This is a genomic window from Cupriavidus sp. OTU4054 (genome assembly GCF_038440175.1).
GTDB lineage: Bacteria > Pseudomonadota > Gammaproteobacteria > Burkholderiales > Burkholderiaceae > Cupriavidus > Cupriavidus pauculus_D.
On record NZ_JASATF010000016.1, the window covers coordinates 26,776 to 48,581 of the forward strand.

Genomic DNA, 21,806 nt, shown 5'->3' on the forward strand with positions numbered 1-21,806 from the left:
TAAGCCTGCGTTTACGGTGTGGGTTTGCTGGGGCTGAGTTGGGGACGTATACGGAACAAGTCGGAGGTATACGTCGGGGGTCCTCATGCAAAAGGCTGAGTCATCCCCACGCGCCAACATGTCGTCCCTGTGGTTTCTGTATACCTAACCCGCTGATTCGATTGACGTATACGTGGTTATCCACAGAAAAAGGGGTCGTTTACCTATCACTACTATCTGTATACATGAAAGAAAGATGTAAACCCGGAAGCATGGGCATTGCCCCGGGTATCCCAGACCCGATGGGAAAAACCGAACCCAGTGCTGCGCACCGGGTGAGCGGCCGGGTGGGCCGTATACGCCTACGACAGCCACGACGGCCCCCCGATGGGTCCCAGACACGTCCAGAGGCGCTCAGGAGCCCCCAGGGCGCGTATACGGCGCAGGCACGCCCCAGCACACGTCCTGGACGCACTGAGGGCGCTCAGGCGCGTATACCGCCTTCCTGATCGCTCCACGGTCCACCAAAACCGCCCCCAAACGTATGGCAAACCGGACCGCTCCAGAAGGGCCGGATACCAATCCGTAACATTCTCGTCCCGGTGCGCCTTGCCCGACACGGTATGATGTTGCCCGCGGCGTCTTTGCCGAGGCGGGTTCCAGCCGGATCCGCCGGGGCGGGACGTCTGTGTTTTTTCAACTCGATACGGAGTGAAGCATGACGAAAACCGAACTGATCGACGCAATCGCAGCTGGCGTGGACGGTCTGACCAAGGCCAAGGCCGAGCAGGCACTGAACGTAACCCTGAACGCCATCATGGAAGCCGTGGCCAAGGGCGATACGCTGAGCCTGATTGGCTTTGGCACGTTCAGCCAGGGCGAGCGCGCCGAGCGCATGGCCCGCAACCCGCGTACCGGCGAGGAAATCAAGGTCGAAGCAGCAAAGACCGTGAAGTTCAAGGCTGGCCAGAAGTTCAAGGACGCCGTCAATCAGTGATCGCGGCTGGGCGGCTGATGCATGCCCATTCGCTTGACCCCGCCATGCCGCCACCGGATGCCTATCCGGCGCGGGTGTGCGCCAGGCGGGGAACGTTATCCACAGTGGTGGCCCGTGCGTCGCACGTGGACTACCGCACAGGCGGCAGCAGAGCTTCGGTGGCTGCCAACAATCGCCAGAAAACGGCGCTCGGACAAGGCCAGCACACGCCTCGCCGGGGGCCGCGCCAGAAGTGCCTCCCATGCTCCCGCGCCGTCCCGCAGCGACATTTCCACAGCGTTATTCACAGCGCTTTCCACATCGCCTTCCACAGCTTTCTCCACAGGCTGGGCGGTCCCCCCTGAGGGGGCTGTTGCAGGGGCTGACGGTCGCCGCCGCCGTGGCGGTGCTGGGCGGCTGCGCCACCGAAATCAAGCCCGCGCGCCCGCAGGCCGCGCCGCTGCCTGATACCGAACGCGTGCGTACCGCGCCGGGTGCGACGCAGCGCGAGCGGATCGTCGAGATCGCGCGGCAGGAGTGGCAGCGCTGGGGCGGACAGGTGGTGCGCATCGGCCGCGACGACACCGCATGCGTGACGCACAGTCCGCTGCCCCCTCCCGTGCTGCCCTCGGCGGATGCCGGCGGCGATCGCGCCGAAGGCGCCGATACCGCATCGGCCGATACGGAGTCCGATACCTCGGGCGACGCCAGCTGTCTCCGGTTTCCCGACGGCACCGGCATGGAGGCCACGCCGCAGGGCTGCGCGATGGCGCAGCGTTACTGGCATATCGTGGGCCGTTCGCCGGACTGCCAGCAGATCACGCAGGGCGCATGGGCCTGGTCGGCCGTGTTTATCTCGTGGGTCATGCGCAAGGCGGGGCTCGACGAACGCCAGTTCCTGACCGGCCAGTCGCATTCGATGTACGTGGTGGACGCGCGCGACGGCATCCTGCCCGCGCCGGCGTTCCATATCGAGCCTGTCCCCGCCCTGCCCCGCCCCGGCGACATCGTCTGCGCCGCGCGCGGCCGCGACAAATACCTCGAGAATCCCGCGGAAATCGGTTTCGGCACGACGCCCATGCATTGCGATATCGTGGTCGAGGTCGATCCCGCGAAGCGCGAGGTGCGGGCAATCGGCGGCAACGTGCAGCAGTCGGTATCGATGGACGTGATCGAACTCGGCGATTCGGGCAAGCTCGATGCCTTCACGAACTCGCATATGCCGTGGCTGCTGATCATGCGCAACGACCTGCAGTAAAACGGCATTCTCGGGAGTAATCGACATGTCGCATCGATCGATGAATCGATTACTCCCATGAATAATCATTCGTTTCGGGGGAACCCTCCATGGCTTCAATCTGCATCGTCGGCGCCGGCGCCGTAGGCGGTTTCATTGCGGCGCGCGTCGCACGCGCGGGACACACGGTCAACGTGCTCGCGCGCGGGAAAACGCTGGAAGCGCTGCAGGCGCACGGCATCACGGTGATCGACCGCGACGGGCGCGCCTCGTTTCCCGTGAACGCGGAAGCGGACCCCGCGCGCCTTGGCGTGCAGGACATCGTGATCCTCGCGGTCAAGGCGCCGGCGCTCGCGGAGCTGGCCGAGCGGCTCGCGCCGCTGATCGGACCCGAGACGATCATCGTGCCGGCGATGAACGGCGTGCCCTGGTGGTTCTTCGAGCGGCCGGGGCCGCTATCGGGGCTGCGGCTGCAGACCGTCGATCCCGACGGCCGCATCGGCCGTGCGCTGCCGGTACGGCAGGTGATCGGGGGCGTCGTGCACCTGTCCGCCTCGAGCCCCGAACCCGGCGTGGTGCAGCATGCATTCGGCCAGAAGCTGATTCTCGGCGTGCCGGCCGGTGGTCCCGATCCGCGTGTCGATCGCGTCGCGGACCTGTTGGCGCAGAGCGGGCTCGACATCGAGCGCAGCGAATCGATCCAGCGCGACGTCTGGTTCAAGCTCTGGGGCAATATGACGATGAACCCGGTTTCCGTGCTGACCGGCGCCACCTGCGACCGCATTCTCGACGATCCGCTCGTCAGTCGCTTCTGCCTCGACGTGATGGCCGAGGCGGGGCAGATCGGCGCGGCGATCGGCTGTCCCATCGCGCAGAGCGGCGAGGACCGGATGCAGGTCACGCGCAAGCTGGGCGCGTTCAAGACTTCGATGCTGCAGGATGCCGAGGCCGGGCGCGGGCTCGAGATCGATGCTCTGGTTGCATCGGTGCGGGAAATCGGCGGTCATGTCGATATTCGTACGCCGAATCTGGATGCGCTGCTCGGCCTTGTGCGTATGCATGCGCAGACACACGGGCTGGTCTGACCCGGTCAGTCTTCGGCCGAGAACGGCAGCTCTTCCTGCACCGGCTGATGTCCGGCCGCGCTGGCCGGCAGCAGCGCGCTGACGCGCACGCCGAGCAACCGGATGCGGCGGTCCAGCGCGATGCGCTTCAGGCATTCGGTCGCGCCGCGCCGGATGGCCGCCCCATCGGACGTATGCGCGGTCAGCGTGAGATCGCGCGTGACGGTCCGGAAATCGTCGAAGCGCAGCTTGATGCCGACCGTGCGGCCCACATAGCCCTTGCGGCGCAGATCTTCGCCCACGCGCAGGCACAGTTTCGTGAACGCTTCCGATAACGCCGGACGATCGTGTTTCGGGTGCAGGTCACGCTCGAACGTCGTTTCGCGGCTCATCGACTTGGGTTCGGACCGCACGACCACCAGCCTCTCGTCGTGACCCTGCGCCACGCGCGCCAGCCATTCCGCATAGTTGAGACCGAAGTGGGTCTGCAGCAGGCTCGGGTCCGCGTGCGCGACATCGCCGACGGTATGAATCCCTAGTGCGCTGAGCCGGTCCGCGGCCTTGGGTCCGATACCGTTGACCTTGCGCGCGGCCAGCGGCCAGATGCGCGTGGGTACATCCTCGGCAGTGAGAATCGTGAGGCCGTCCGGTTTGTCGAGTTCGGAACCGATCTTGGCCAGCAACTTGTTCGGCGCGACGCAGATCGAACAGGTGAGGCCCGTGGCGGCATGGACGGCGTGCTTGATCTGCGCCGCCACGTCGCGCACCTCGCCCGGTATATTCGTCAGATCGATATAGATCTCGTCGATACCCCTGTCTTCGATTTCTTGTGTGAATGTGCGGACGGCGGCCTTGAAGCGGCCCGAGTAGTGCCGGTAGGCGTCGAAGTCGGTCGGCAGCAGGATCGCGTCGGGCGCGAGGCGCGCGGCCTTCATCATGCCCATGGCCGAGAAGACCCCGAGCGCGCGCGCTTCGTAGGTGGAGGTGGTGACTACGCCGCGCCCCACGTAGTCGCGCAGCCGCGCATAGCGGCGCGAGCCATCGGGCAGGTCCTGCGGCTCGGCATCGCGGCCGCCGCCGATCACGACGGCCTGGCCGCGCAGTTCGGGATAGCGCAGCAGTTCGACGGACGCGTAGAACGCGTCCATATCGAGGTGGGCGATGCGCCGGTTGCCGAGGGTCATGACGAAATCAATCGAATACTGTATGTCCGTACAGTGCCGTGCGCGATGATATCGCCGGGATCTATCGATTGGCAACCGGTCCGCGCGGCGTCATTCCTTTTGTCGATACTCCGCGTCGATGGCAGCCGCCAGCGGGGTCCGCCGCGCGGCCCAGAAGCTTTCCGCCGCGTAGATGGCCAGCGAGATCCAGATCAGCGCATAGCCGAGCTGCTTTTGCGCCGGAAACGGTTCGTGCCAGAGCCAGATGCCGAGCAGCAGCTGCAGGGTCGGCCCCGTGTATTGCAGCAGGCCGAGCAGCGAGAGCGGAATGCGGCGCGCGCCGGCCGCGAAGAACAGCAGCGGGACGGCCGTGACCGGTCCCGCCATCAGCAGCAGGAATTGCGTACCCAGTGCTGCGCTCCGCGTGGTGTCCTGTCCGGTCATGATCAGGTAGCCGAGCGCGATGGTCGCGACGGGGAACAGGATCAGCGTCTCCAGCGACAGGCCCTCGAGCGCGCCCAGCGCGCCGGTCTTGCGCAGCAGGCCGTACCCGCCGAAGGTGCCCGCGAGCGCCAGCGCGATCCACGGCAACTGGCCCGCGCTCAGCGTCAGCCACAGCACGCCCGAGGCGGCCACGGCGATCGACAGCCACTGGCCGGGCCGCAGGCGCTCGTGCAGGAACACCACGCCCAGCAGCACGCTGAACAGCGGATTGATGAAGTATCCGAGGCTTGCATCGACGACCCGGTTCGCCGAGACGGCCCAGATATAGATGAACCAGTTGCCGCACAGGAGCGCCGCGCTCGCGGCAAATCCCAGGATCAGGCGCGGATTCGTCGCCACCTGCCGCAGCCAGCCGAAATGCCGGCGCCAGAGCAGGATCGCGCCGAGGAACACGAGCGACCACACCATGCGGTGCAGCAGGATCTCGAGCGGCGCCACGCCGTGGACGGATTTGATATAGAGGGGCAGGAGGCCCCAGATGATGTACGCGAGCAGCGCGTAGAGGATACCGAGTTGCATGGGGAGGACAGGGTCTGTGCGGCCTAGATTGTCGCCCAGAAACGGTGCAGGGCGTGCACCGTCCGACCATCCTCCCCGTGGGCGTTACAGCTTGTGGGTGAAGCTGAACTGCGCGAACGCCTGCTCGGCGACGTTGAACCACTGGGCCTCGTTGTTGCGGAACACGCGCCAGTCGTCATAGATCTTCTTGAACGACGGGTTCTTCGCGGTCTCGTCCGCATAGGCGGCCTGGGTGGCCTTGAAGCAGGCCTCGAGGATTTCGCGCGAGAACGGACGCAGCTTCACGCCGTTTTCGAGCAGACGCGCGAGCGCCTGCGGGTTCACGGTGTCGTACTTGGCCTGCATCGACGTGTGCGCCTCGATGGTCGCGGTCTCGAGCGCGGCCTTGTACAGCTTGGGCAGCTTCTCGTATTCGGGCGACGACACGTAGAACGACAGCTGCGCGCTGCCTTCCCACCAGCCCGGGTAGTAGTAGTACGGGGCCACCTTGTAGAAGCCGAGCTTTTCGTCGTCATACGGGCCCACCCACTCGGCCGCGTCGATCGTGCCCTTTTCCAGCGCCGGGTAGATATCGCCGCCGGCGATCTGCTGCGGCACCACGCCCAGGCGCGCGAGCACCACGCCCGCGAAGCCGGCCACGCGGTACTTCAGGCCCTGCAGGTCGGCCACCGACTTGATTTCCTTGCGGAACCAGCCGCCCATCTGGGCGCAGGTGTTGCCGCCCATGAAGTTGACGATGTTGTATTCCTTGAAGAACTCGCGCATCAGCTTCATGCCGTTGCCCTGCATCATCCACGCGGTCTGCTGGCGCGCGGTCAGGCCGAACGGGATGGTCGTGTCGAAGCACAGCGTCGGGTTCTTGCCGAAGTAGTAGTAGCCGGCCGTGTGGCCGATCTGCACGGTCTGGTTCTGCACGGCGTCCAGCACCTGCAGGCCCGGCACGATTTCACCGGCCGCGAAGACCTTGATGTTGAACTTGCCGTCCGTCAGTTCCTTCACGCGCGCGGACAGCGTTTCGGCGCCGCCGTAGATCGTGTCCAGCGACTTCGGGAAGCTCGATGCCAGGCGCCATTCCACGGCGGGATTGCTGCCGACCACGGCCGGTGCGGCCGGACCGCTCGCTGCGGCTGCCGGTGCCGCGGCCTTTTCTTCCTTGCCGCATGCGGCAAGACCTGCCCCGGTGGCGGCCACTGCACCCGCCTTCAAAAGGAAGGAACGACGTTCCATCAGATATCTCCTCGTTATAGATCTGTATTGACTGTCCGATGCACGAGACATCCAACGCACGTGACGGGCAGGGCCTGCCGATTATAGCGGTGGCTTTTTGGGCACGGAGCCCTGCATCGATGGGGGTTTTCGCTTACATCGGACGCCCGCGCGCGGGCGCCAGCGCACCGTTTCCGGGAAGTTGTCGCATACAAACGGCCGAGGGTTTCGTATCGTGAGAAGGTGGGCGGCCGACGGATTTTGTAACCCGGCTTGCGGTCCAACCGGGCGCCTGTTAAAAACTGAGCCCCGCCTCGAAGTTCGTCGCGCGGCCCCCATCGATTTCATGCAGCTTCCGGCACGTTTTCCCTCTCGTTTGCGTATCAATCGCCTCACATCCGCGCTGTTGGCGGCGTGGAGCGTCGGTGCGTGCGCGCAGGTCGGGCCGGACGTTGCGCGGCCGCCGCAGCTCGCCACGACGACGGTGCCGTCCACGGTCACGGCTTCGGCCACAACGACCGCCGCGGCCCCGCAGCCGGTGGCGTCCGCGGCACCGTTGCCATCGGGCAACGAGGACGTTGCCGCCGCGGATCCGCTCGGTGCGCTGATCGGCGCACAGGAGGGACAGCCTTCGGCGGCGCCCTCCGCCACCTCCCCGGCGGAGGCCGCCGCGGGCGTACCCGGTGCTGCGCCCCTGGCATCGAATCCGGACTTTATCGGCCCGCCCGACGAGCTCGCGCCGCCGCCGCCCCCACCCCCGCCGCTCGTGCTGTTTCCGAACCGGCTCGGGGAGTTTCCCGCGCATCCGGACAGCGCCGCCGCCGGGACGACGGTTGCCGAGGGCGAGGCCGGGGCCACGCCTTCGGACAAGCCGCCCGTGCTGCGTTCGCAACTGCCCGCCGACGATCCGGCCGGCGATTCGGTGTGGCGCCTCGGCTACAGCGGCCGCGTGGCGGCCGTGGACCAGCCACGCAACGCACGCGCCTGCGCCGGTGGCGGCACGCCCTCCACAGGACTCAATGGCGGCCTCGCGTGCAGCAGCACCGGCGAAGTGAAGGTACAGGAGTCGCTCGTCGATCTCGACGGCGGCACGCAGGTGCAACTGGTCGCGCAGGCAAAGGGCACCGATGCGACCTCGGTTAACGGGCGTCCCACGGCCGTGGATCCGTATGCGTTGCTGCCGCAGGTCTATACGTCGGTCAGCGGGTTCTCGCGCGGCGGCCTGCGGGTGCTCGACGATGCCAGCGTGTGGGCCGGCCGCCGCGACACGAATCCGTTCCTGATGTCCTCGGGACTGCTGCCGCCGAGCTCGCCGTCGATGCGCTTCGGCGTGGACAACGCGAAGGTCGGCGACTTCGGCCTCAACTATCAGTACACGGCGCGCAGCGACTTCAACGGCGCCAGCCTGCCGAGCTATCACACGGTCCGCACGGCGCCGATCGGCACCAACGACAAGGGCGCGGTGCAGGTGGGATTCACGCGCGTGGAGCCGCTCTCCGCGATGGAGAACACGGGCAGCGCGTGGTGGGCTTCGGCCATGCACGAACAGAAGGGCGTGCTCTATGGCATCAACCGCTTCGGCGTGCAGTATGGCCAGGGCTCGCGCACGGCCATGACGGGCTATACCGGCATGGGCAACGATCTGTCGCGCGTGCGGCTGGCCGAGTCCATGGAATGGAAGAGCACGTCGGGCATCGGCGGCTCGGTGGAATCGAGCCTGCAGCTCGATCGGTCCGCGGTCGGCACGCTCCAGTGGGCCGCCACGCGCGTGCGGCCGACGTATGTGGCCAGCGACCAGTTCAAACTCATGTTCGAGGTCGCGCACGACCAGATCTCGTCTGGGTTCGGCGTAGGCGGCCAGCGTACCGCGCTGACCGTTGCGCCGACGCTCACGCTGGGCAAGTCCGCGGGCAACGCGAACCTGCGCGCGTTCTACACGTATAGCCGCGCGAATGACGTGGACGGCATCACGTTCGCCGCGCCGGCCGAAGCGTGGGCCTCGCAGGCCAGCGGCTCGATCTTCGGCGTGCAGCTCAACCGCCGCTGGTAATTCCCTCGCCAGCCAGATTTTCGTTCCGCGCGTAAAATCGCGGGTCCAAGTGCATTCTCCTTGCGGCCGTTCCGATGCGCGACGACTAGATCGCCACGGCAGTCTCTCCGCAACCTCGCCGATGACCACCGTCACACCCGCTTCCGCCACTGCGCACCCTGCGCAGCCGGCCTGGATCACGCCGCTGCTCGCCGTTGCAGTCGGCATGATCGTGGCCAATCTCTATTACCCGCAGCCGCTCGTCGGCCCCATCGCGCACGCGCTCGCGCTGTCGCCCGGGACGGCCGGCCTCATCGTCACGCTGATCCAGATCGGCTATTGCGCCGGCCTGCTGCTGCTCGTGCCGCTCGGCGATATCGTCGAGAACCGGCGGCTGATCGTCACCCTCATCGTCGGCAATGCGGTGGCCCTCGTCGCGGCGGCCTTCGCCACGCATGCGGGCGTGTTCCTGCTGGCGGGCGCCGCCATCGGGCTGTGCTCGGTCGCGGCGCAGGTGCTCGTGCCATTCGCCGCGCATCTCGCGCCCGACCATGCGCGCGGACGCGCGGTGGGCAACGTGACGAGCGGCCTGCTCATGGGCATCATGCTTGCGCGGCCGGTCTCGAGCCTGTTCGCGGATTTTTTCGGCTGGCACACGATCTTCGCGGTGTCTGCCGTCGCGATGGTGCTGCTGGCCATCGTGCTCTCGCGCAAGCTGCCGCGTCGTCAGCCGCCACCGTCGGCCGGCTATGTGCCGACGCTCGCGTCGATGTGGGCGCTCGTGCGGACGCAGCCCGTGCTGCGCCGTCGCGCGCTGTACCAGGCCAGCCTGTTCGGCGTGTTCAGCCTGTTCTGGACCACCGCGCCGCTCTACCTTGCGGGGCCCGCGTTCCACATGTCGCAGAAGGGCATTGCGATCTTCGCGCTCGTGGGCGTGGCCGGCGCGATCGTCGCGCCGATGGCGGGCCGATACGCGGACCGGGGACATAGCCGGCAGATGACCGCGCTCGCGCTCGCGATCGGCGCGGGGTCGTTCCTGCTGAGCCGCATCGGCGCCGAGGGCTCGCTGCTGTCGCTGCTTTCGCTGACAGTGGCCGCGGTGCTGCTCGACTTCGGCGTGTCGTCGAACCTCGTCATCAGCCAGCGCGCGATCTTCGCGCTGAGCCCCGCGCATCGCAGCCGTCTGAACGGCCTTTTCATGGCGATCTTCTTCATTGGCGGCGCCATCGGCTCCTGGGCCGGCGCATGGGCCTTTGCCCATGGCGGATGGCCGCTCGCAAGCTGGATCGGCTTCGTGCCCCCGCTGCTCGCCCTGCTCTACTCCCGCACCGACCGCGCGCGTGTCCTACACTGAGCCGACGGGCACGCGCTGACCGGCCATCGCGGGCAGCGCCCACAACGCCGATGCCCACGGCGCTGAGGACGTCTGGTTCCGGACGTCCGCATCGGGAGTCCGCTCGATGGTCTGGCGCAAACTTCTGCCGCGGCCTCGCTGGCTGCCGCGCGCGGCAATCATGTACCCGCAGCGCGTCGTCGTGGTCTGCTTTGCCATCGTGATGCTGCTGACGCTCGTCATCGGCGCGCGCGAAGTCTGGAAGCTCCATGACCGCGTGATAGAGGAGCGCCAGCACAGCCTCGCGCTGCGCGCGCTCGGCGTGGGGACGGTATTCACCAACGAGCGGCAGCGGCTCGCGTACCTGCGCGACTACGCGGTGGCATCGTATGCGCGGCGCACCGGGCCGCAGGACGCATCCGACGCCGATATCGAGGCCGCTTACGCCGCGCGCAACGACGACACGTGGATGCTGCCGGCGGGTCCGAACAACGCGCCCGTCATCGGCGTGGGCGCGCAGCGGCTGGCCGGACTGTCAGGGTTTGCGCGCCGCGACGAGGCGCTGCGCGACGACCTGCGCGTGGCGCGCGCATTGAGTCAGATGCTGGGCCTGCTCGTGCGCGCCGACAAACTCCATCTCAACGTGCTGTTTATCTCGCGCAACGGGTTGTTCGTGGTCTATCCGGAACAGGATCGCGAACTGGCGCCCACGCTCGTGCGTCGCTTCGATGCCATGCCCTACTACCGCGACCTCCTGCCCGGTCGCGACACCGGCGACACCAGTGACGAAGGCCGCTGGATCGCCAACTACACGCAGTTCGGCGATGGCCAGCTGATCAGTACGCTGAGCATCCCGATTCGTACCCAGGGGCAGTTTCGCGGCGTGATCGCCGTGGACGTCGCGCAGACGCGCCTGCAGGCGATGCTCAACGCAGGCAATGCGCCCGACGAGACCGTCTACCTGATGAGCCGCGACGGCAGGCTCGTGTCCGCGTCGCAGGGCGCCGTCGCAAGCGGTCAGCAATGGCCCGCGGGGCCGCCCGGCGACTGGACGAACGTACCGCCCGCGCGGCTGTTCGAGCATCGTGCGGGGACGTTGCGCCAGGGCGCCTACACGCTCCTGTACCAGCAGACCGCGAATGGCAACTGGGTGCTGTTCGAAGCGATGTCGCCGAGGCGGTTGTTCGATGCGGCCGTCGCGCGCATGAGTCCGATCCTCGTCGTGGTATGGCTGCTGCTGCCATTGCTGATGTGGGTCACGCTGTTCGTGGTGACGCATGTGTTCGACCACTACCTCGCGCTCGGCGAGAAGCTGCAGGAACTGGCCGAGTACGATCCGCTGACGGGCCTCGCCAACCGGCGGCATTTCAAGCTGCTGTTCGATCAGGAGACCGAACGGGGGCTGCGGCATGCACGGCCGCTCGCGCTGATGATGGTCGATATCGACTTCTTCAAGCGCGTCAACGACAAGTGGGGGCACGCGAGCGGCGATCGCGTGCTTGCGGGCATGGCGACGCGGATGCGCGAGGCGCTGCGGACGATCGATGTGCCCGCGCGGCTCGGCGGCGAGGAGTTCGCGGTATTGCTGCCCGGCGCCACGCTCGAGGAAGCCGTGCGCGTGGCGGAACGCCTGCGCACGGCCATCGCCGGCTTTGCGGTGACGCCCGCGCCCGATGCGCCGGCCGTTGCCCGCGCCGAAGGCGATGGCAACATCCATTTCACGATTTCGATCGGTGTGGTGGAGGCTGGCGCGCGGGACGGCACCACGCTGGACGTGCTGCTCGCGAATGCCGACCGGCGACTCTACGCGGCCAAGGCAGGCGGCCGCAACCGCACCGTCAGCACGGACGAGGCGATGGCGGCGCAGGCGTGACGACTCAGCGCAGCAGGAAGGCGATGTCGTCGACGGTGATCACCGAAACGGGAATGCCCTTGCGCCGCTGGAACAGGATGTGCTGCTGCACGCGGCTACGCTGGTCGGCGAACAGTGCGGGCTCGATGACGGCGCCGGTGCGCGCGTAATGCTGGACCAGCAGCTTGTATGCGCGATGGCGGATCTGCAGCGTTTCGGATTCGGCGCGCAGGCGCTGCCATTCGGCGGGACTCAGGTCGAGCGTCTGGTTGAGCTCGTCGACGGTGCGCGAATGCAGATCGCGATAGAGATCGCGTTCCGCTTCGGCGCGATGCAGTTCTTCGCGCAGCGCCATGATCTTGCGCTGCAGCTTGAGCGTCTGCCCGACTGTCTGATGCATCCCCTTGGCGGCCTCGATCGCCTGACTCGCGGCGGCCACCGTGCTCTTCCAGATGCCGCGGTCCCCGTCCGCGCTTCCCGCCGCATCGAGCTCCGGCGGCCAGCCGTCCGCGGCCCTGATCGTTGTATCCATGCTTGACCCCTAATGACATCCGTGATGGCCACCCGCTTTGTTCTGCGCTGCGGATGTTCCTGGAAACTGTAACCAAGTGTTGCAGTCACGGAGCAATCCTAGTGACTTGTTTAACGGTAGCCAAGTCAAAGATGTTTAGATCTGCCTTGCCCGCGCGTCCTGTGGCATTCATGGCAAGACAAAGCAGACAACCGCAGGTAAACCCCGAGCGGATTGCAAGCAAATTGACAGGTGTTTGACAGTTAGCCCCTCCTAGAATCGGGCCATTCGAATCGCCTCATCAAAAATACACAGGAGACCGCGATGGACAAGTCGCTGCATCACCGTCATTCCCGCCATCCCTCGTTCAAGCGCATCGCGCATGTCGCGCTGGCCTCCGCCACGTTCGCGATGGCCGTCGCCGCGTCTCCGGCCTTCGCACTCGATACCGTCAAGGTGATGATCGGCGCCAACCCTGGCGGCGGCTACGACCAGACCGGCCGTTCGCTCGGCGCCGCGATGATCGCGGCGGGCGTGGCCAAGGGCGCGTCCTACGACAACAAGGGCGGTGCTGGCGGCACCATCGGCCTCACCCAGTTCGTGAACAGCGACAAGGGCAACCCGAACGCGCTCGTGGTGACGGGCGCGGTGATGGTCGGCGCGATCGAGACGAGCCATCCGCCGGTCACGCTGAAGAACGCCACGCCCGTCGCGCGCCTCTTCGCGGACACGATGGTGCTGACCGTCGCGGCCAATTCGCCCATCAAGACGCTCAAGGACCTGACCACGCAGCTCAAGGCCAATCCGGGCAGCGTCAGCTGGGGCGGCGGCTCGAAAGGTTCGATCGACCACATCCTCGCGGGCCTGATCGCCAAGGACATCGGCGTGGATCCGAAGAAGATCAACTACGTGCCGTTCGCGGGCGGCGGCGAAGCCTCGGCCTCGATTCTCGGCGGCCACGTGACCGTCGGTATCGCGGGCGTGTCCGAGTTCCTGCCGTTCATCAAGACCGGCAAGATGCGCGCGCTGGCCGTGACCTCGAAGGATCGCACCGCCGAGCTGCCCACGCTCAAGGAGCAAGGCGTGAACGTGGAGATCTACAACTGGCGCGGCGTGTATGGCGCGCCCGGCATCACCGCCGATCAACGCAAGGCGCTGATCGACGCCGTGGTGAAGGCCACCGAGAACAACGTGTGGAAGGAAGCGCTGCAGAAGAACGACTGGACGCCGTTCCTGCTGACCGGCGACGAGTTCGGCAAGTTCGTCGATGCCGAGTCCACGCGCCTTGGCACCACGCTGCGCGAACTGGGCGTCGCCAAGTAATCGAGCTCCCGTCGTACGAGCCCGGGCCCGCGCTGCCCGGGCTGTCTTCGTTGTCCCGCAGGAACCTCACATGAAACCCTCCCACGTCGTCATCGGCATTGCCGTGCTGGCCGTCTCGGTGTTCTTCTTCGCCGGCATTCCCGGTATCTCGGGCGAGGAAGGCTACGCCGGCCTCTCGCCGCGCTTCGTGCCCACGCTGGTCGGCATCGGCCTGGCCGTCTGCGGCGTACTGCTGACCTGGCAGGGCGTGCGCGGCGGCTTTCGCAATATGCCGGAAGAAGACGCCGAGCTGCCCGCGGCACCGCATAACTTCAAGGGCTTTCTGTGGGTCTCGGCCGGCCTCGTGCTCAACATGGCGCTGATCGGCACGCTCGGTTTCGTGCTTGCGTCGACGCTGCTGATGGTCTGCGTCGCGCGCGGCTACGGCAGCCGCCGCATTGCCCGCGATGCGCTCATCGGCCTGCTGATCACGCTGCCCATGTGGGCGCTGTTCGACTTCCTGCTCGGCATCAACCTGCCGCTGCTGCCCGTGGCCGGCTTCTGAGGACACTGACATGGACACACTCAACCAGTTGATGCACGGCTTTGCCGTCGCCATCACGCCCATCAACCTGCTGTGGGCGCTCGTCGGCTGTTTTCTCGGTACCGCCATCGGCGTGCTGCCCGGCATCGGCCCCGCCCTGACGGTGGCGATGCTGCTGCCGCTGACCGCCAAGGTGGAACCCACCGCCGCGCTGATCATGTTCGCGGGCATCTACTACGGCGCGATGTACGGCGGCTCCACCACGTCCATCCTGATGAACACGCCGGGCGAGTCCTCGACGATGGTCACGGCGATGGAGGGCAACCTCATGGCCAAGAACGGCCGCGCGGGCCCGGCGCTGGCCACGGCCGCCATCGGTTCGTTCGTGGCCGGCACGATCGCCACGGTGCTGCTGTCGATGTTCGCGCCCGTGGCGGCGGACGTCGCGCTGCAGTTCGGTCCGGGCGAGTACTTCATGATCATGCTGCTTGCGTTCACGACGGTATCGGCCGTGCTCGGCTCGTCGCTGCTGCGTGGCATGACGAGCCTGTTCCTCGGCCTCGGCATCGGCCTTATCGGCATGGACTCGCTGTCGGGCCAGACGCGCTACTCGATGAACATCCAGGAGCTGTACGACGGCGTGGATATCGTCGTGGTGGCCGTGGGCCTGTTCGCGGTGGGCGAGGCGCTGTTCAACGCGTTCTTCCCGCAGCCCGATGGTTCGTTCAACAAGCTGAGCTCCATCCACATGAACAAGTCCGACTGGCGCCGTTCGGTGCCGGCCTGGCTGCGCGGCACGCTGATCGGGTTTCCGTTCGGCCTGATTCCGGCCGGTGGCGCGGAGATTCCGACGTTCCTGTCGTACGCGACCGAGAAGAAGCTGTCGAACCACAAGGAAGAGTTCGGCAAGGTCGGCGCCATCGAAGGCGTGGCGGGTCCGGAGGCAGCCAACAACGCGGCCGTGACGGCCACGCTCGCCCCGCTGCTCACGCTCGGCATTCCGACCTCGAATACCACGGCGATCCTGCTCGCGGCATTCCAGAACTACAACCTGCAGCCCGGTCCGATGCTGTTCCAGACCTCGGGCGATCTCGTGTGGGGCCTGCTCGCGTCGCTGTATATCGGCAACGTGATGCTGCTCGTGCTGAACCTGCCGGCCATCGGCCTGTGGGTGCGCATGCTGCGCGTGCCCACGCCGCTGCTGTACGGCGGCATCCTGATCTTCGCGGGCCTTGGCGCCTATGGCATTCGCCAGTCGTGGTTCGACCTGCTGCTGCTGTTCGTCATCGGCCTGCTCGGCATGGCGATGCGCCGCTTCGACTTCCCCACGGCGCCGGTCATCGTGGGCCTGATCCTCGGACCGATCGCGGAGAAGCAGCTGCGCAACGCGCTGTCGATCGGCCAGGGCGACTGGAGCCTGTTCGTGAAGCAGCCGATCTCGGCGACGATCCTCGCGATGACCGTCGCGGTGGTGGTCATCCCCCGTTTGCTGCGCTGGCACGCCAACCGTTCGTCGGCACGCGCGGAGGCCGACAACGCCGCCTGATACCGGCGGACGGATTCGTTCCCGGAGACTCCGGTATGATGGCGCAAGCCCGGTTCCCGACGAGGAAGCGCCATGACACCGACCGCCGCAACCCGTGGCGTCTTTGACCAGATCGTTTTTGCCGGCGGCGGCAACCGCTGCTGGTGGCAGGCCGGATGGTGGGACGTCGTGGCGCCCGAACTCCGGCTCGCGCCACGCGTGATCGCCGGCATTTCCGCCGGCGCCGCCACCGCGTGCATGGTCTACACGCACGACTCGCACCAGACCATGGCGTACTACCGCCGCGTGCTGGCCGGCAATCGCCGCAATGCCTACTGGGGGAACCTGCTGGGCCGCGAGCGTGTCTTTCCTCATTACGGCATCTATCGCGGCGCACTGCTGTCCCTGCTCGGCGAGGACCGTTTCGCGCGGCTGCGCGATGCGCCCGAGATCCGCATCGGCGTCGCGCATATTCCGCGCTGGAGCGGACCGCGCCTTGCCGTGGCTGCGGGCCTGCTGGCGTACAACCTCGACAAGCACGTCTTCAGGACGCTGCATCCGCGGCTCGGCCGCAAGCTCGGCTTTCATCCTGAATTCGTGCGCGCGCAGGATTGCGCGTCGCCGGAGGCGCTGGCCGATCTGCTGCTGCAGTCGGCCTGCACGCCGCCCTTCACCCCCGTGCTGCGGCGCGAGGGACGCGCGGTGCTCGACGGCGGCCTCGTGGACAACGTACCCGTCGATGCGCTCGATGCCACGCCGGGGAACGTGCTGGTCCTCGTGACGCGCCTGTATCCGCGTCCGCGCCGTTTTGTTGTGGACCACGTGGTCGACCATGCGGTGGATCACCGCACGCAGCGCCGCCTGTATCTGCAGCCCTCGCAACGCGTGCCGATCTCGAGCTGGGACTACACGCGCCCCGATGCGATGGGCGATGCGTATGACCTCGGTCGTCGCGATGGGGAAACTTTTCTGCGCGAATGGCCGTCGATTGTTGAGCAGGAACTGTTGCCGGTGTCGTGACACCGGTGTCGCCATGTTTTTCTGAGCGGCCCGTCGCGCGTGTCATGGATGACCCGCGCGCCAGAACGGCCGCACGACAAGGGAGATATGCATGCCCAAGCGCCAGTCATCCGCCGCATCGAACGAGGCCGCGGCGGTCGCAGCACCCGTGAAGGAAAAACGCCGCGCGCGCGAGGTTGGCGCCGAGACGCCGATCGAGAACGTCCCCCGCCGCACGCGTGCGCGCCGTCCCGCCAAGCCGCGCGAAGTGGACTTCGTGGTGATCGGCGGCGGTTCCGGCGGTGTGGCCGCGGCACGCCGCGCGGCGGCGCTGGGCGCGCGCACGGTGCTCGTGGAACGCGATGCGATTGGCGGCACCTGCGTGCATCGCGGCTGCGTGCCCAAGAAGATGCTGTCGTATGGCGCGGGCTGGGCGTCGATTCTGGCGACGGGGCTGGCGAACACCGGTGGCAAGGAGGACTGGCGCGATGCCATCGTGCGCGTGAATGCGGAGGTCGCGCGGCTGACCGCGACGTTCTCGCAGCGGCTGCACGAATCGGGCGTGGAGATCCTGCACGGCGATGCCGAACTGTCGGCACCGGGCGAGATCCGCATCGGTAACGAGACCCTTCGCGCGCGCAAGATCCTGCTGTCCACGGGCGCGCACCCGCGTGCGCTCGCGGTGCCCGGCGGCGAGCTCGTCAGCACATCGGACGATATCTTCACGTGGCAGTCGCTGCCCGGATCGCTGGTGGTGATCGGGGGCGGTTATATCGCGGTGGAGCAGGCGTCGATCCTGTCGCGCTACGGCGTGAAGGTGGACCTGCTCGTGCGCGAGGACCGCCTGCTGCAGCGGTTCGATGCGGACATCTCGCGCGCGCTCGCGGAGGCGCTCGCGAACAAGGGCGTGCGCGTGCACCTGAACACCGAAGTCACGCTCGTCTCGCAGGCCAATGGCGCGTACGAGGTTTGCTATACGCAGCAGGGGCGCAAGCAGAGCGTGCGCGCGCAGGCCGTGCTCGCGGCGATCGGCCGCGATCCCAATGTCGAGGGGCTCGGACTCGAAGCCGTTGGCGTGGCGCTCGGCGAGGAACGCGGCATCGTCGTGGACAAGCAGTTCCGCACGTCGGTACGCGGCGTGTATGCGGTCGGCGATTGCACGGAGGGATTGCAGCTGACACCGGTCGCCGTATCGCAGGCGCGATGGCTGGCTGACCGGCTGTTCGGCAAGCGTGGCGATATGGTGGACTTCGATGTCGTGCCCACGGCGGTATTCAGCGAGCCGGCGATCGGCGCGGTGGGGCTGACGGAGGCGGAGGCGATCGAGGCGGCGGGCAAGCCCGAACGCATCCGCACGGAGATCCGGCGCTTTGTCTCGCTCGAGAATCGCTTCGCGGGCGTGTCGCGGCAATCGGTTTTCAAGCTCGTATTGAACGCGCGCAGCGGCCGTGTGCTGGGCGCGCATCTGATGGACAACGCGGCGCCGGAGATCATCCAGGTGTTTGCGCTGGCGATGCGGCTTGGCGTCAAGGCGTCGCATCTGAAGACGACGCTGCCGCTGCATCCGACCGTGGCGGAGGAGTTGTTCGGCTGACGTTGTTCGGCTGACGTTCGGCAGAACTTCGCCTGAACGTGGGGGGCATCGCGGGCGCCGATGGCAATGTCGGCAACATGGGCACATCGCGCGTCGCCGATCTGCCCGATAATGCGACCTCCCCCACGCGCTCCTCCATCTCATGCCAGCCAGTGCCAGTGTCGGCGCCAGACGCCTCGACGGGATTACGCTGCTCCTGCTTACCTTCCCGCCGCTGGCCTGGGCCGGCAACGCCATCGTCGGGCGTATCGCGGCAGGAGTGATTCCGCCGATCACGCTGAACATGGTGCGCTGGGCCATTGCGGGATTGTTGCTGGCGCCCTATGCATGGCGCGGCGTGGTCGAGCATCGCGCGATATTGCGCCGGCATGCGGGCGTGCTCACCGCGATGGGCGTGCTGTCCATCGCGAGCTACAACTCGTTCCAGTACCTTGCGCTGACGACATCGACACCGATCAACGTGACGCTGATCGGCGCGTCCACGCCACTGTTCCTGCTTGTGATCGGCGCGACGTTCTTTCGCGAACGCATCAAGCCCTGGCATGTGGCCGGGGCGCTGCTGTGTCTGGTCGGGGTATCGTTCGTGCTGCTGCGCGGGGACCTCGTCCACCTCGCCCAGTTGAACTTCGTGCCCGGCGATCTTTTCATGCTGACCGCCACCATCGCATGGAGCGGCTACACGTGGCTGCTGCGCAAGCGCCGCCCGGAGATTCCGCTGCCGACGCTGCTCTTCGCGCAGATCGTCATCGGCGTCATCGTGAACATCCCGTTCGCGTGGTGGGAGCTGTCGATGCTGGACCATGAACTCGCCTGGAGCGCCAAGGTGGCGGGCATCCTGCTCTACGTGGCCACGGTCCCATCACTGCTTGCCTACTTCGCCTGGGACCGCGCGATCGCGCGCGCGGGCGCGCAGCTACCGGTGTTCTTCATCACCCTGACGCCGATCTTCGCGGCGCTGCTCTCTTCGCTGCTGCTGGGCGATCCACCGCGCTGGTACCACTTCGTCGGCATGGCCACCATCGCGGTGGGGATCTGGTTCGCGCAGCGGCGATAGCTACCCCCTTGCGTTTGCTGCCTTACGCGGTAGCAGCCTCGTACGGCGCGTAATCGATATAGCCCTTCGAACCGCCGCCGTAGAACGTGCTGCGATCCGCGGGCGTCAGTTCCCAGCCGTTCTCGAGACGCGCCACGAGATCCGGATTGCTGATGAAGCTCGCGCCGAACGCCGCGAGGTCGATCACGCCGTCTTCGATCAGCTGCTCCGCGCGCTCGCGCGTCATGCCGCCCGCGAGGATCAGCGCGGTCTCGGGCAGCAACGTCTTCAGCTTGCCCAGCAGCGCGCTGAAGCCCGATGCTGCGCCGCCATCGACCGTCGTGGCGCCGACGATAAAGCCTGACTGGTCCATCAGATGCACGTAGGCGAGCTTGCGCGTGCCGATCTCCTTTGCCAGCGCGGTGTACGTGGCATCGATCTCCGGATGCAGCGGCATGTCGAACAGCTGGCCGTATGGCGAGATGCGAATGCCGACGCGCGATGCGCCGATGCGCGCGACCACGGCATCGATGACGGCCAGCGTGAAGCGCAGGCGATTCTCCATCGTATGGGCCGAGAACGCGTCGTCGCGATCGTTGACGAGCGGGTTCAGGAACTGCTCGTGCAGATAGCCGTTGGCACCGTGGATCTCCACACCATCGAAGCCCGCCGCGATGGCGTTCTCGGCGGCCTGCGCGAACTCCTCCACGATGCGATGGATCTCTTCGGTCGCGAGCTGGCGCGGTGCCGGCGGTGCGACGAGATTGGGCTTGCCCTGCTCGTCGTAGCCGAAGGCCTGCGCGCCGACCGGTTGCTTCGAGCTCGGGCTCACGGGCAGTCTGCCGTCCTGCTGGATCGACGGATGCGAGACGCGTCCCACGTGCCAGATCTGCGCGAACATATGGCCGCCGACGGCGTGCACGGAATTCGTGGTCAGGCGCCAGCCGGCGATCTGCGCGTCGGTAAAGATGCCGGGGTTGAACAGATAGCCCTGCCCTTCGCGGGAGATGGGCGTGCCTTCCGACACGATGAGGCCGGCGGTGGCGCGTTGCGTGTAGTAGAGCGCGACGCGTTCGTCGGCGACATCCTCGGGCGCGCGCGAGCGGGTCAGGGGCGCCATCACGACGCGGTTGGCCAGCGTCAGGCCGGCGAGGTCGAAGGGCTTGAAGAGGCGGGACATAAGCGTTTCCTTTGCTGCATCGTTGACAGTCTTCGGCGACCGGTTTGTTCACGGGGCCGACTGATTGGAGACCATCATAGGCAGATGCGAAAATCGCTACAATCCAGCGGCTGGACAAATCAATTTTGTCCAAATCGCAACCGAGCGCCGTTTGGGGCACGTAGAGACCCGCCATGAACCTGCAGGCCATCCGCTATTTCCTGATGGTGTCCACGACGGGCAGTTTCCAGGCGACCGCGCGCCACTTTCAGGTGCCCGCGTCGTCGGTATCGCGCTTCGTCGCCGCGCTGGAAAAGGAGCTCGGCCAGCAGCTGCTGTACCGGAACACGCGCGCGGTGCGCCTGACGGAGGCGGGCGAGCAGTACTTCCTGCAGGTGCGCGATGCGGTGGAGCTGCTCGACCAGGCGGCCGAAGGGCTGGTCCATCGCGACGCCGACATCAATGGCCTCGTGCGCATCAACGCCCCGGAAATGCTGGGACGGCTGCATATCGCGGGCATCGTCAATGCGTTGCAGGCACGGTATCCCGATCTTGTCGTCGAGCTCACGCTGACCGATGCCTATATCGATCCGGTACAGGAAGGTGCGGACATCACCATCCGCGTCAGTCCACTGCTCGACTCGGGCCTGATCGGCAAGGTCATCGGCTCGATGCGGCACGTCGTGGCGGCGAGTCCCGCTTATATCGCCGCGCACGGAAAACCCGAGAGCCCGCAGGATCTGCTCGCGCACCGCTGCCTCGTCTACAAGGGGCAGCTCGGCGCGCAGAAGTGGTACTTCCGGACGGCGCCCACCGAAGCCTTCCAGACGCTGAACGTCAGCGGTCCACTGCGCAGCAACAACGCCGAAACGCTGCTCGCGGCAGCGGTAGCCGGCCGTGGCATCGTGGTGTTCCCCACGTGGGTCTATCGCACCGACATGTTCAGGCAGGGCGAGCTCGTGGCACTGCTGGAAAACTGGGAGTTCGCGGCCTCGCCCGAGCCGTCCTACATCCAGATGCTCTCGCCAGAAAACCGCCTGCGCTCGCGCAAGGTACGAGAAGTCTCGACGTTCATCGTCGAGGCCATCGGGTCCCCGCCTTATTGGGATGGGCTCTGCGACAGCAAAGCCTCGAATACAGCTTTTGATTTGTAAAACGAAAATACAAATCAGGATTTGTATTTCCGTTTAATCGCGTGACATGCGACGCAGCTTCCAAGAGCCGGAAGAGTGGAAGGGGAAAATGAAAAAGCCCCGTGTCAGCTACATCGATGTCCC

At 66.6% G+C, this 21,806-nt stretch carries 18 protein-coding genes; 13 read left to right on the forward strand and 5 right to left on the reverse strand.

All coding sequences use genetic code 11. The features are described 5' to 3' along the window. Nucleotides 1–697 precede the first annotated feature (697 nt). The 3 genes from AAHB16_RS18970 to AAHB16_RS18980 all read left to right on the forward strand — a co-directional run bounded on the left by AAHB16_RS18970 (nt 698) and on the right by AAHB16_RS18980 (nt 3,277). Nucleotides 698–976 carry an HU family DNA-binding protein gene (locus AAHB16_RS18970; protein WP_150373355.1) on the forward strand — a complete coding sequence of 93 codons (279 nt, stop codon included), beginning with the start codon at nt 698–700 and terminating at the stop codon, nt 974–976. Nucleotides 977–1,217: 241 nt separating this feature from the next. Beyond that, complete coding sequence (locus tag AAHB16_RS18975; RefSeq protein ID WP_342051719.1) at nt 1,218–2,213, forward strand: DUF2272 domain-containing protein; 996 nt, start codon at nt 1,218–1,220, stop codon at nt 2,211–2,213. Between the two features lie 89 nt (nt 2,214–2,302). Beyond that, entirely contained in the window at nt 2,303–3,277 is a 975-nt protein-coding gene (locus tag AAHB16_RS18980) for a 2-dehydropantoate 2-reductase (RefSeq protein WP_150373353.1), read from the forward strand. A gap of 5 nt (nt 3,278–3,282) precedes the next feature. Here AAHB16_RS18980 and dinB read toward each other — a convergent pair whose 3' ends face one another. From dinB to AAHB16_RS18995, 3 genes are all read right to left on the reverse strand, one after another. Continuing rightward, a complete protein-coding gene (dinB, locus tag AAHB16_RS18985) occupies nt 3,283–4,440 on the reverse strand; it encodes a DNA polymerase IV (RefSeq protein ID WP_342051720.1) in 1,158 nt (385 codons plus the stop codon). 90 nt (nt 4,441–4,530) lie between these two features. Further along, nucleotides 4,531–5,442 (reverse strand): EamA family transporter RarD, encoded by a 912-nt coding sequence (rarD, locus tag AAHB16_RS18990; protein WP_342051721.1) that lies wholly within the window; start codon nt 5,440–5,442, stop codon nt 4,531–4,533. 84 nt (nt 5,443–5,526) lie between these two features. Then, complete coding sequence (locus tag AAHB16_RS18995; RefSeq protein ID WP_150373350.1) at nt 5,527–6,669, reverse strand: TRAP transporter substrate-binding protein; 1,143 nt, start codon at nt 6,667–6,669, stop codon at nt 5,527–5,529. 325 nt (nt 6,670–6,994) lie between these two features. Between AAHB16_RS18995 and AAHB16_RS19000 the strand changes: the two genes are divergently transcribed. The 3 genes from AAHB16_RS19000 to AAHB16_RS19010 all read left to right on the forward strand — a co-directional run bounded on the left by AAHB16_RS19000 (nt 6,995) and on the right by AAHB16_RS19010 (nt 11,883). Next, on the forward strand, nt 6,995–8,698 hold the full coding sequence (locus tag AAHB16_RS19000; RefSeq protein ID WP_150373349.1) for a carbohydrate porin: 1,704 nt from the start codon (nt 6,995–6,997) through the stop codon (nt 8,696–8,698). Between the two features lie 121 nt (nt 8,699–8,819). Further along, on the forward strand, nt 8,820–10,031 hold the full coding sequence (locus tag AAHB16_RS19005) for an MFS transporter (RefSeq protein WP_342051722.1): 1,212 nt from the start codon (nt 8,820–8,822) through the stop codon (nt 10,029–10,031). A gap of 106 nt (nt 10,032–10,137) precedes the next feature. Next, nucleotides 10,138–11,883, forward strand: coding sequence for a diguanylate cyclase (locus tag AAHB16_RS19010; protein WP_342051723.1), 1,746 nt, complete (start codon nt 10,138–10,140; stop codon nt 11,881–11,883). Between the two features lie 4 nt (nt 11,884–11,887). Here AAHB16_RS19010 and AAHB16_RS19015 read toward each other — a convergent pair whose 3' ends face one another. Beyond that, on the reverse strand, nt 11,888–12,394 hold the full coding sequence (locus AAHB16_RS19015; RefSeq protein WP_150373346.1) for a hypothetical protein: 507 nt from the start codon (nt 12,392–12,394) through the stop codon (nt 11,888–11,890). A gap of 303 nt (nt 12,395–12,697) precedes the next feature. Here AAHB16_RS19015 and AAHB16_RS19020 point away from each other — a divergent pair, with 303 nt between their 5' ends. The 6 genes from AAHB16_RS19020 (at nt 12,698) to AAHB16_RS19045 (ending at nt 19,391) form a co-directional block, all read left to right on the forward strand. Further along, nucleotides 12,698–13,696, forward strand: coding sequence for a Bug family tripartite tricarboxylate transporter substrate binding protein (locus tag AAHB16_RS19020; RefSeq protein WP_150373345.1), 999 nt, complete (start codon nt 12,698–12,700; stop codon nt 13,694–13,696). A gap of 70 nt (nt 13,697–13,766) precedes the next feature. Further along, complete coding sequence (locus AAHB16_RS19025; protein ID WP_150373344.1) at nt 13,767–14,240, forward strand: tripartite tricarboxylate transporter TctB family protein; 474 nt, start codon at nt 13,767–13,769, stop codon at nt 14,238–14,240. 10 nt (nt 14,241–14,250) lie between these two features. Then, the gene (locus AAHB16_RS19030) at nt 14,251–15,765 is read left to right on the forward strand and encodes a tripartite tricarboxylate transporter permease (protein WP_150373343.1); all 1,515 of its coding nucleotides are present in this window, start codon (nt 14,251–14,253) and stop codon (nt 15,763–15,765) included. Between the two features lie 72 nt (nt 15,766–15,837). Continuing rightward, nucleotides 15,838–16,764: a patatin-like phospholipase family protein gene (locus AAHB16_RS19035; RefSeq protein ID WP_342051724.1), complete on the forward strand. Its 927-nt coding sequence runs from the start codon at nt 15,838–15,840 to the stop codon at nt 16,762–16,764. 91 nt (nt 16,765–16,855) lie between these two features. Beyond that, nucleotides 16,856–18,337 (forward strand): dihydrolipoyl dehydrogenase family protein, encoded by a 1,482-nt coding sequence (locus AAHB16_RS19040; protein ID WP_342051725.1) that lies wholly within the window; start codon nt 16,856–16,858, stop codon nt 18,335–18,337. A 142-nt stretch (nt 18,338–18,479) separates the two neighbouring features. After that, nucleotides 18,480–19,391 carry a DMT family transporter gene (locus AAHB16_RS19045; protein WP_342051726.1) on the forward strand — a complete coding sequence of 304 codons (912 nt, stop codon included), beginning with the start codon at nt 18,480–18,482 and terminating at the stop codon, nt 19,389–19,391. 22 nt (nt 19,392–19,413) lie between these two features. Here the strand turns inward: AAHB16_RS19045 and AAHB16_RS19050 are convergent, their stop codons facing one another. Further along, complete coding sequence (locus tag AAHB16_RS19050; RefSeq protein ID WP_342051727.1) at nt 19,414–20,550, reverse strand: alkene reductase; 1,137 nt, start codon at nt 20,548–20,550, stop codon at nt 19,414–19,416. Between the two features lie 173 nt (nt 20,551–20,723). Here AAHB16_RS19050 and AAHB16_RS19055 point away from each other — a divergent pair, with 173 nt between their 5' ends. Next, the gene (locus AAHB16_RS19055) at nt 20,724–21,683 is read left to right on the forward strand and encodes a LysR family transcriptional regulator (RefSeq protein WP_150373338.1); all 960 of its coding nucleotides are present in this window, start codon (nt 20,724–20,726) and stop codon (nt 21,681–21,683) included. Nucleotides 21,684–21,806: the final 123 nt, after the last annotated feature.

Coding starts and splice junctions, on each gene's coding strand:
- AAHB16_RS18970 (WP_150373355.1), top strand. CDS start 698: ATGACGAAAACCGAACTGATCGACGCAATCGCAGCTGGCGTGGACGGT.
- AAHB16_RS18975 (WP_342051719.1), top strand. CDS start 1,218: ATGCTCCCGCGCCGTCCCGCAGCGACATTTCCACAGCGTTATTCACAG.
- AAHB16_RS18980 (WP_150373353.1), top strand. CDS start 2,303: ATGGCTTCAATCTGCATCGTCGGCGCCGGCGCCGTAGGCGGTTTCATT.
- dinB (WP_342051720.1), bottom strand. CDS start 4,440: ATGACCCTCGGCAACCGGCGCATCGCCCACCTCGATATGGACGCGTTC.
- rarD (WP_342051721.1), bottom strand. CDS start 5,442: ATGCAACTCGGTATCCTCTACGCGCTGCTCGCGTACATCATCTGGGGC.
- AAHB16_RS18995 (WP_150373350.1), bottom strand. CDS start 6,669: ATGGAACGTCGTTCCTTCCTTTTGAAGGCGGGTGCAGTGGCCGCCACC.
- AAHB16_RS19000 (WP_150373349.1), top strand. CDS start 6,995: ATGCAGCTTCCGGCACGTTTTCCCTCTCGTTTGCGTATCAATCGCCTC.
- AAHB16_RS19005 (WP_342051722.1), top strand. CDS start 8,820: ATGACCACCGTCACACCCGCTTCCGCCACTGCGCACCCTGCGCAGCCG.
- AAHB16_RS19010 (WP_342051723.1), top strand. CDS start 10,138: ATGGTCTGGCGCAAACTTCTGCCGCGGCCTCGCTGGCTGCCGCGCGCG.
- AAHB16_RS19015 (WP_150373346.1), bottom strand. CDS start 12,394: ATGGATACAACGATCAGGGCCGCGGACGGCTGGCCGCCGGAGCTCGAT.
- AAHB16_RS19020 (WP_150373345.1), top strand. CDS start 12,698: ATGGACAAGTCGCTGCATCACCGTCATTCCCGCCATCCCTCGTTCAAG.
- AAHB16_RS19025 (WP_150373344.1), top strand. CDS start 13,767: ATGAAACCCTCCCACGTCGTCATCGGCATTGCCGTGCTGGCCGTCTCG.
- AAHB16_RS19030 (WP_150373343.1), top strand. CDS start 14,251: ATGGACACACTCAACCAGTTGATGCACGGCTTTGCCGTCGCCATCACG.
- AAHB16_RS19035 (WP_342051724.1), top strand. CDS start 15,838: ATGACACCGACCGCCGCAACCCGTGGCGTCTTTGACCAGATCGTTTTT.
- AAHB16_RS19040 (WP_342051725.1), top strand. CDS start 16,856: ATGCCCAAGCGCCAGTCATCCGCCGCATCGAACGAGGCCGCGGCGGTC.
- AAHB16_RS19045 (WP_342051726.1), top strand. CDS start 18,480: ATGCCAGCCAGTGCCAGTGTCGGCGCCAGACGCCTCGACGGGATTACG.
- AAHB16_RS19050 (WP_342051727.1), bottom strand. CDS start 20,550: ATGTCCCGCCTCTTCAAGCCCTTCGACCTCGCCGGCCTGACGCTGGCC.
- AAHB16_RS19055 (WP_150373338.1), top strand. CDS start 20,724: ATGAACCTGCAGGCCATCCGCTATTTCCTGATGGTGTCCACGACGGGC.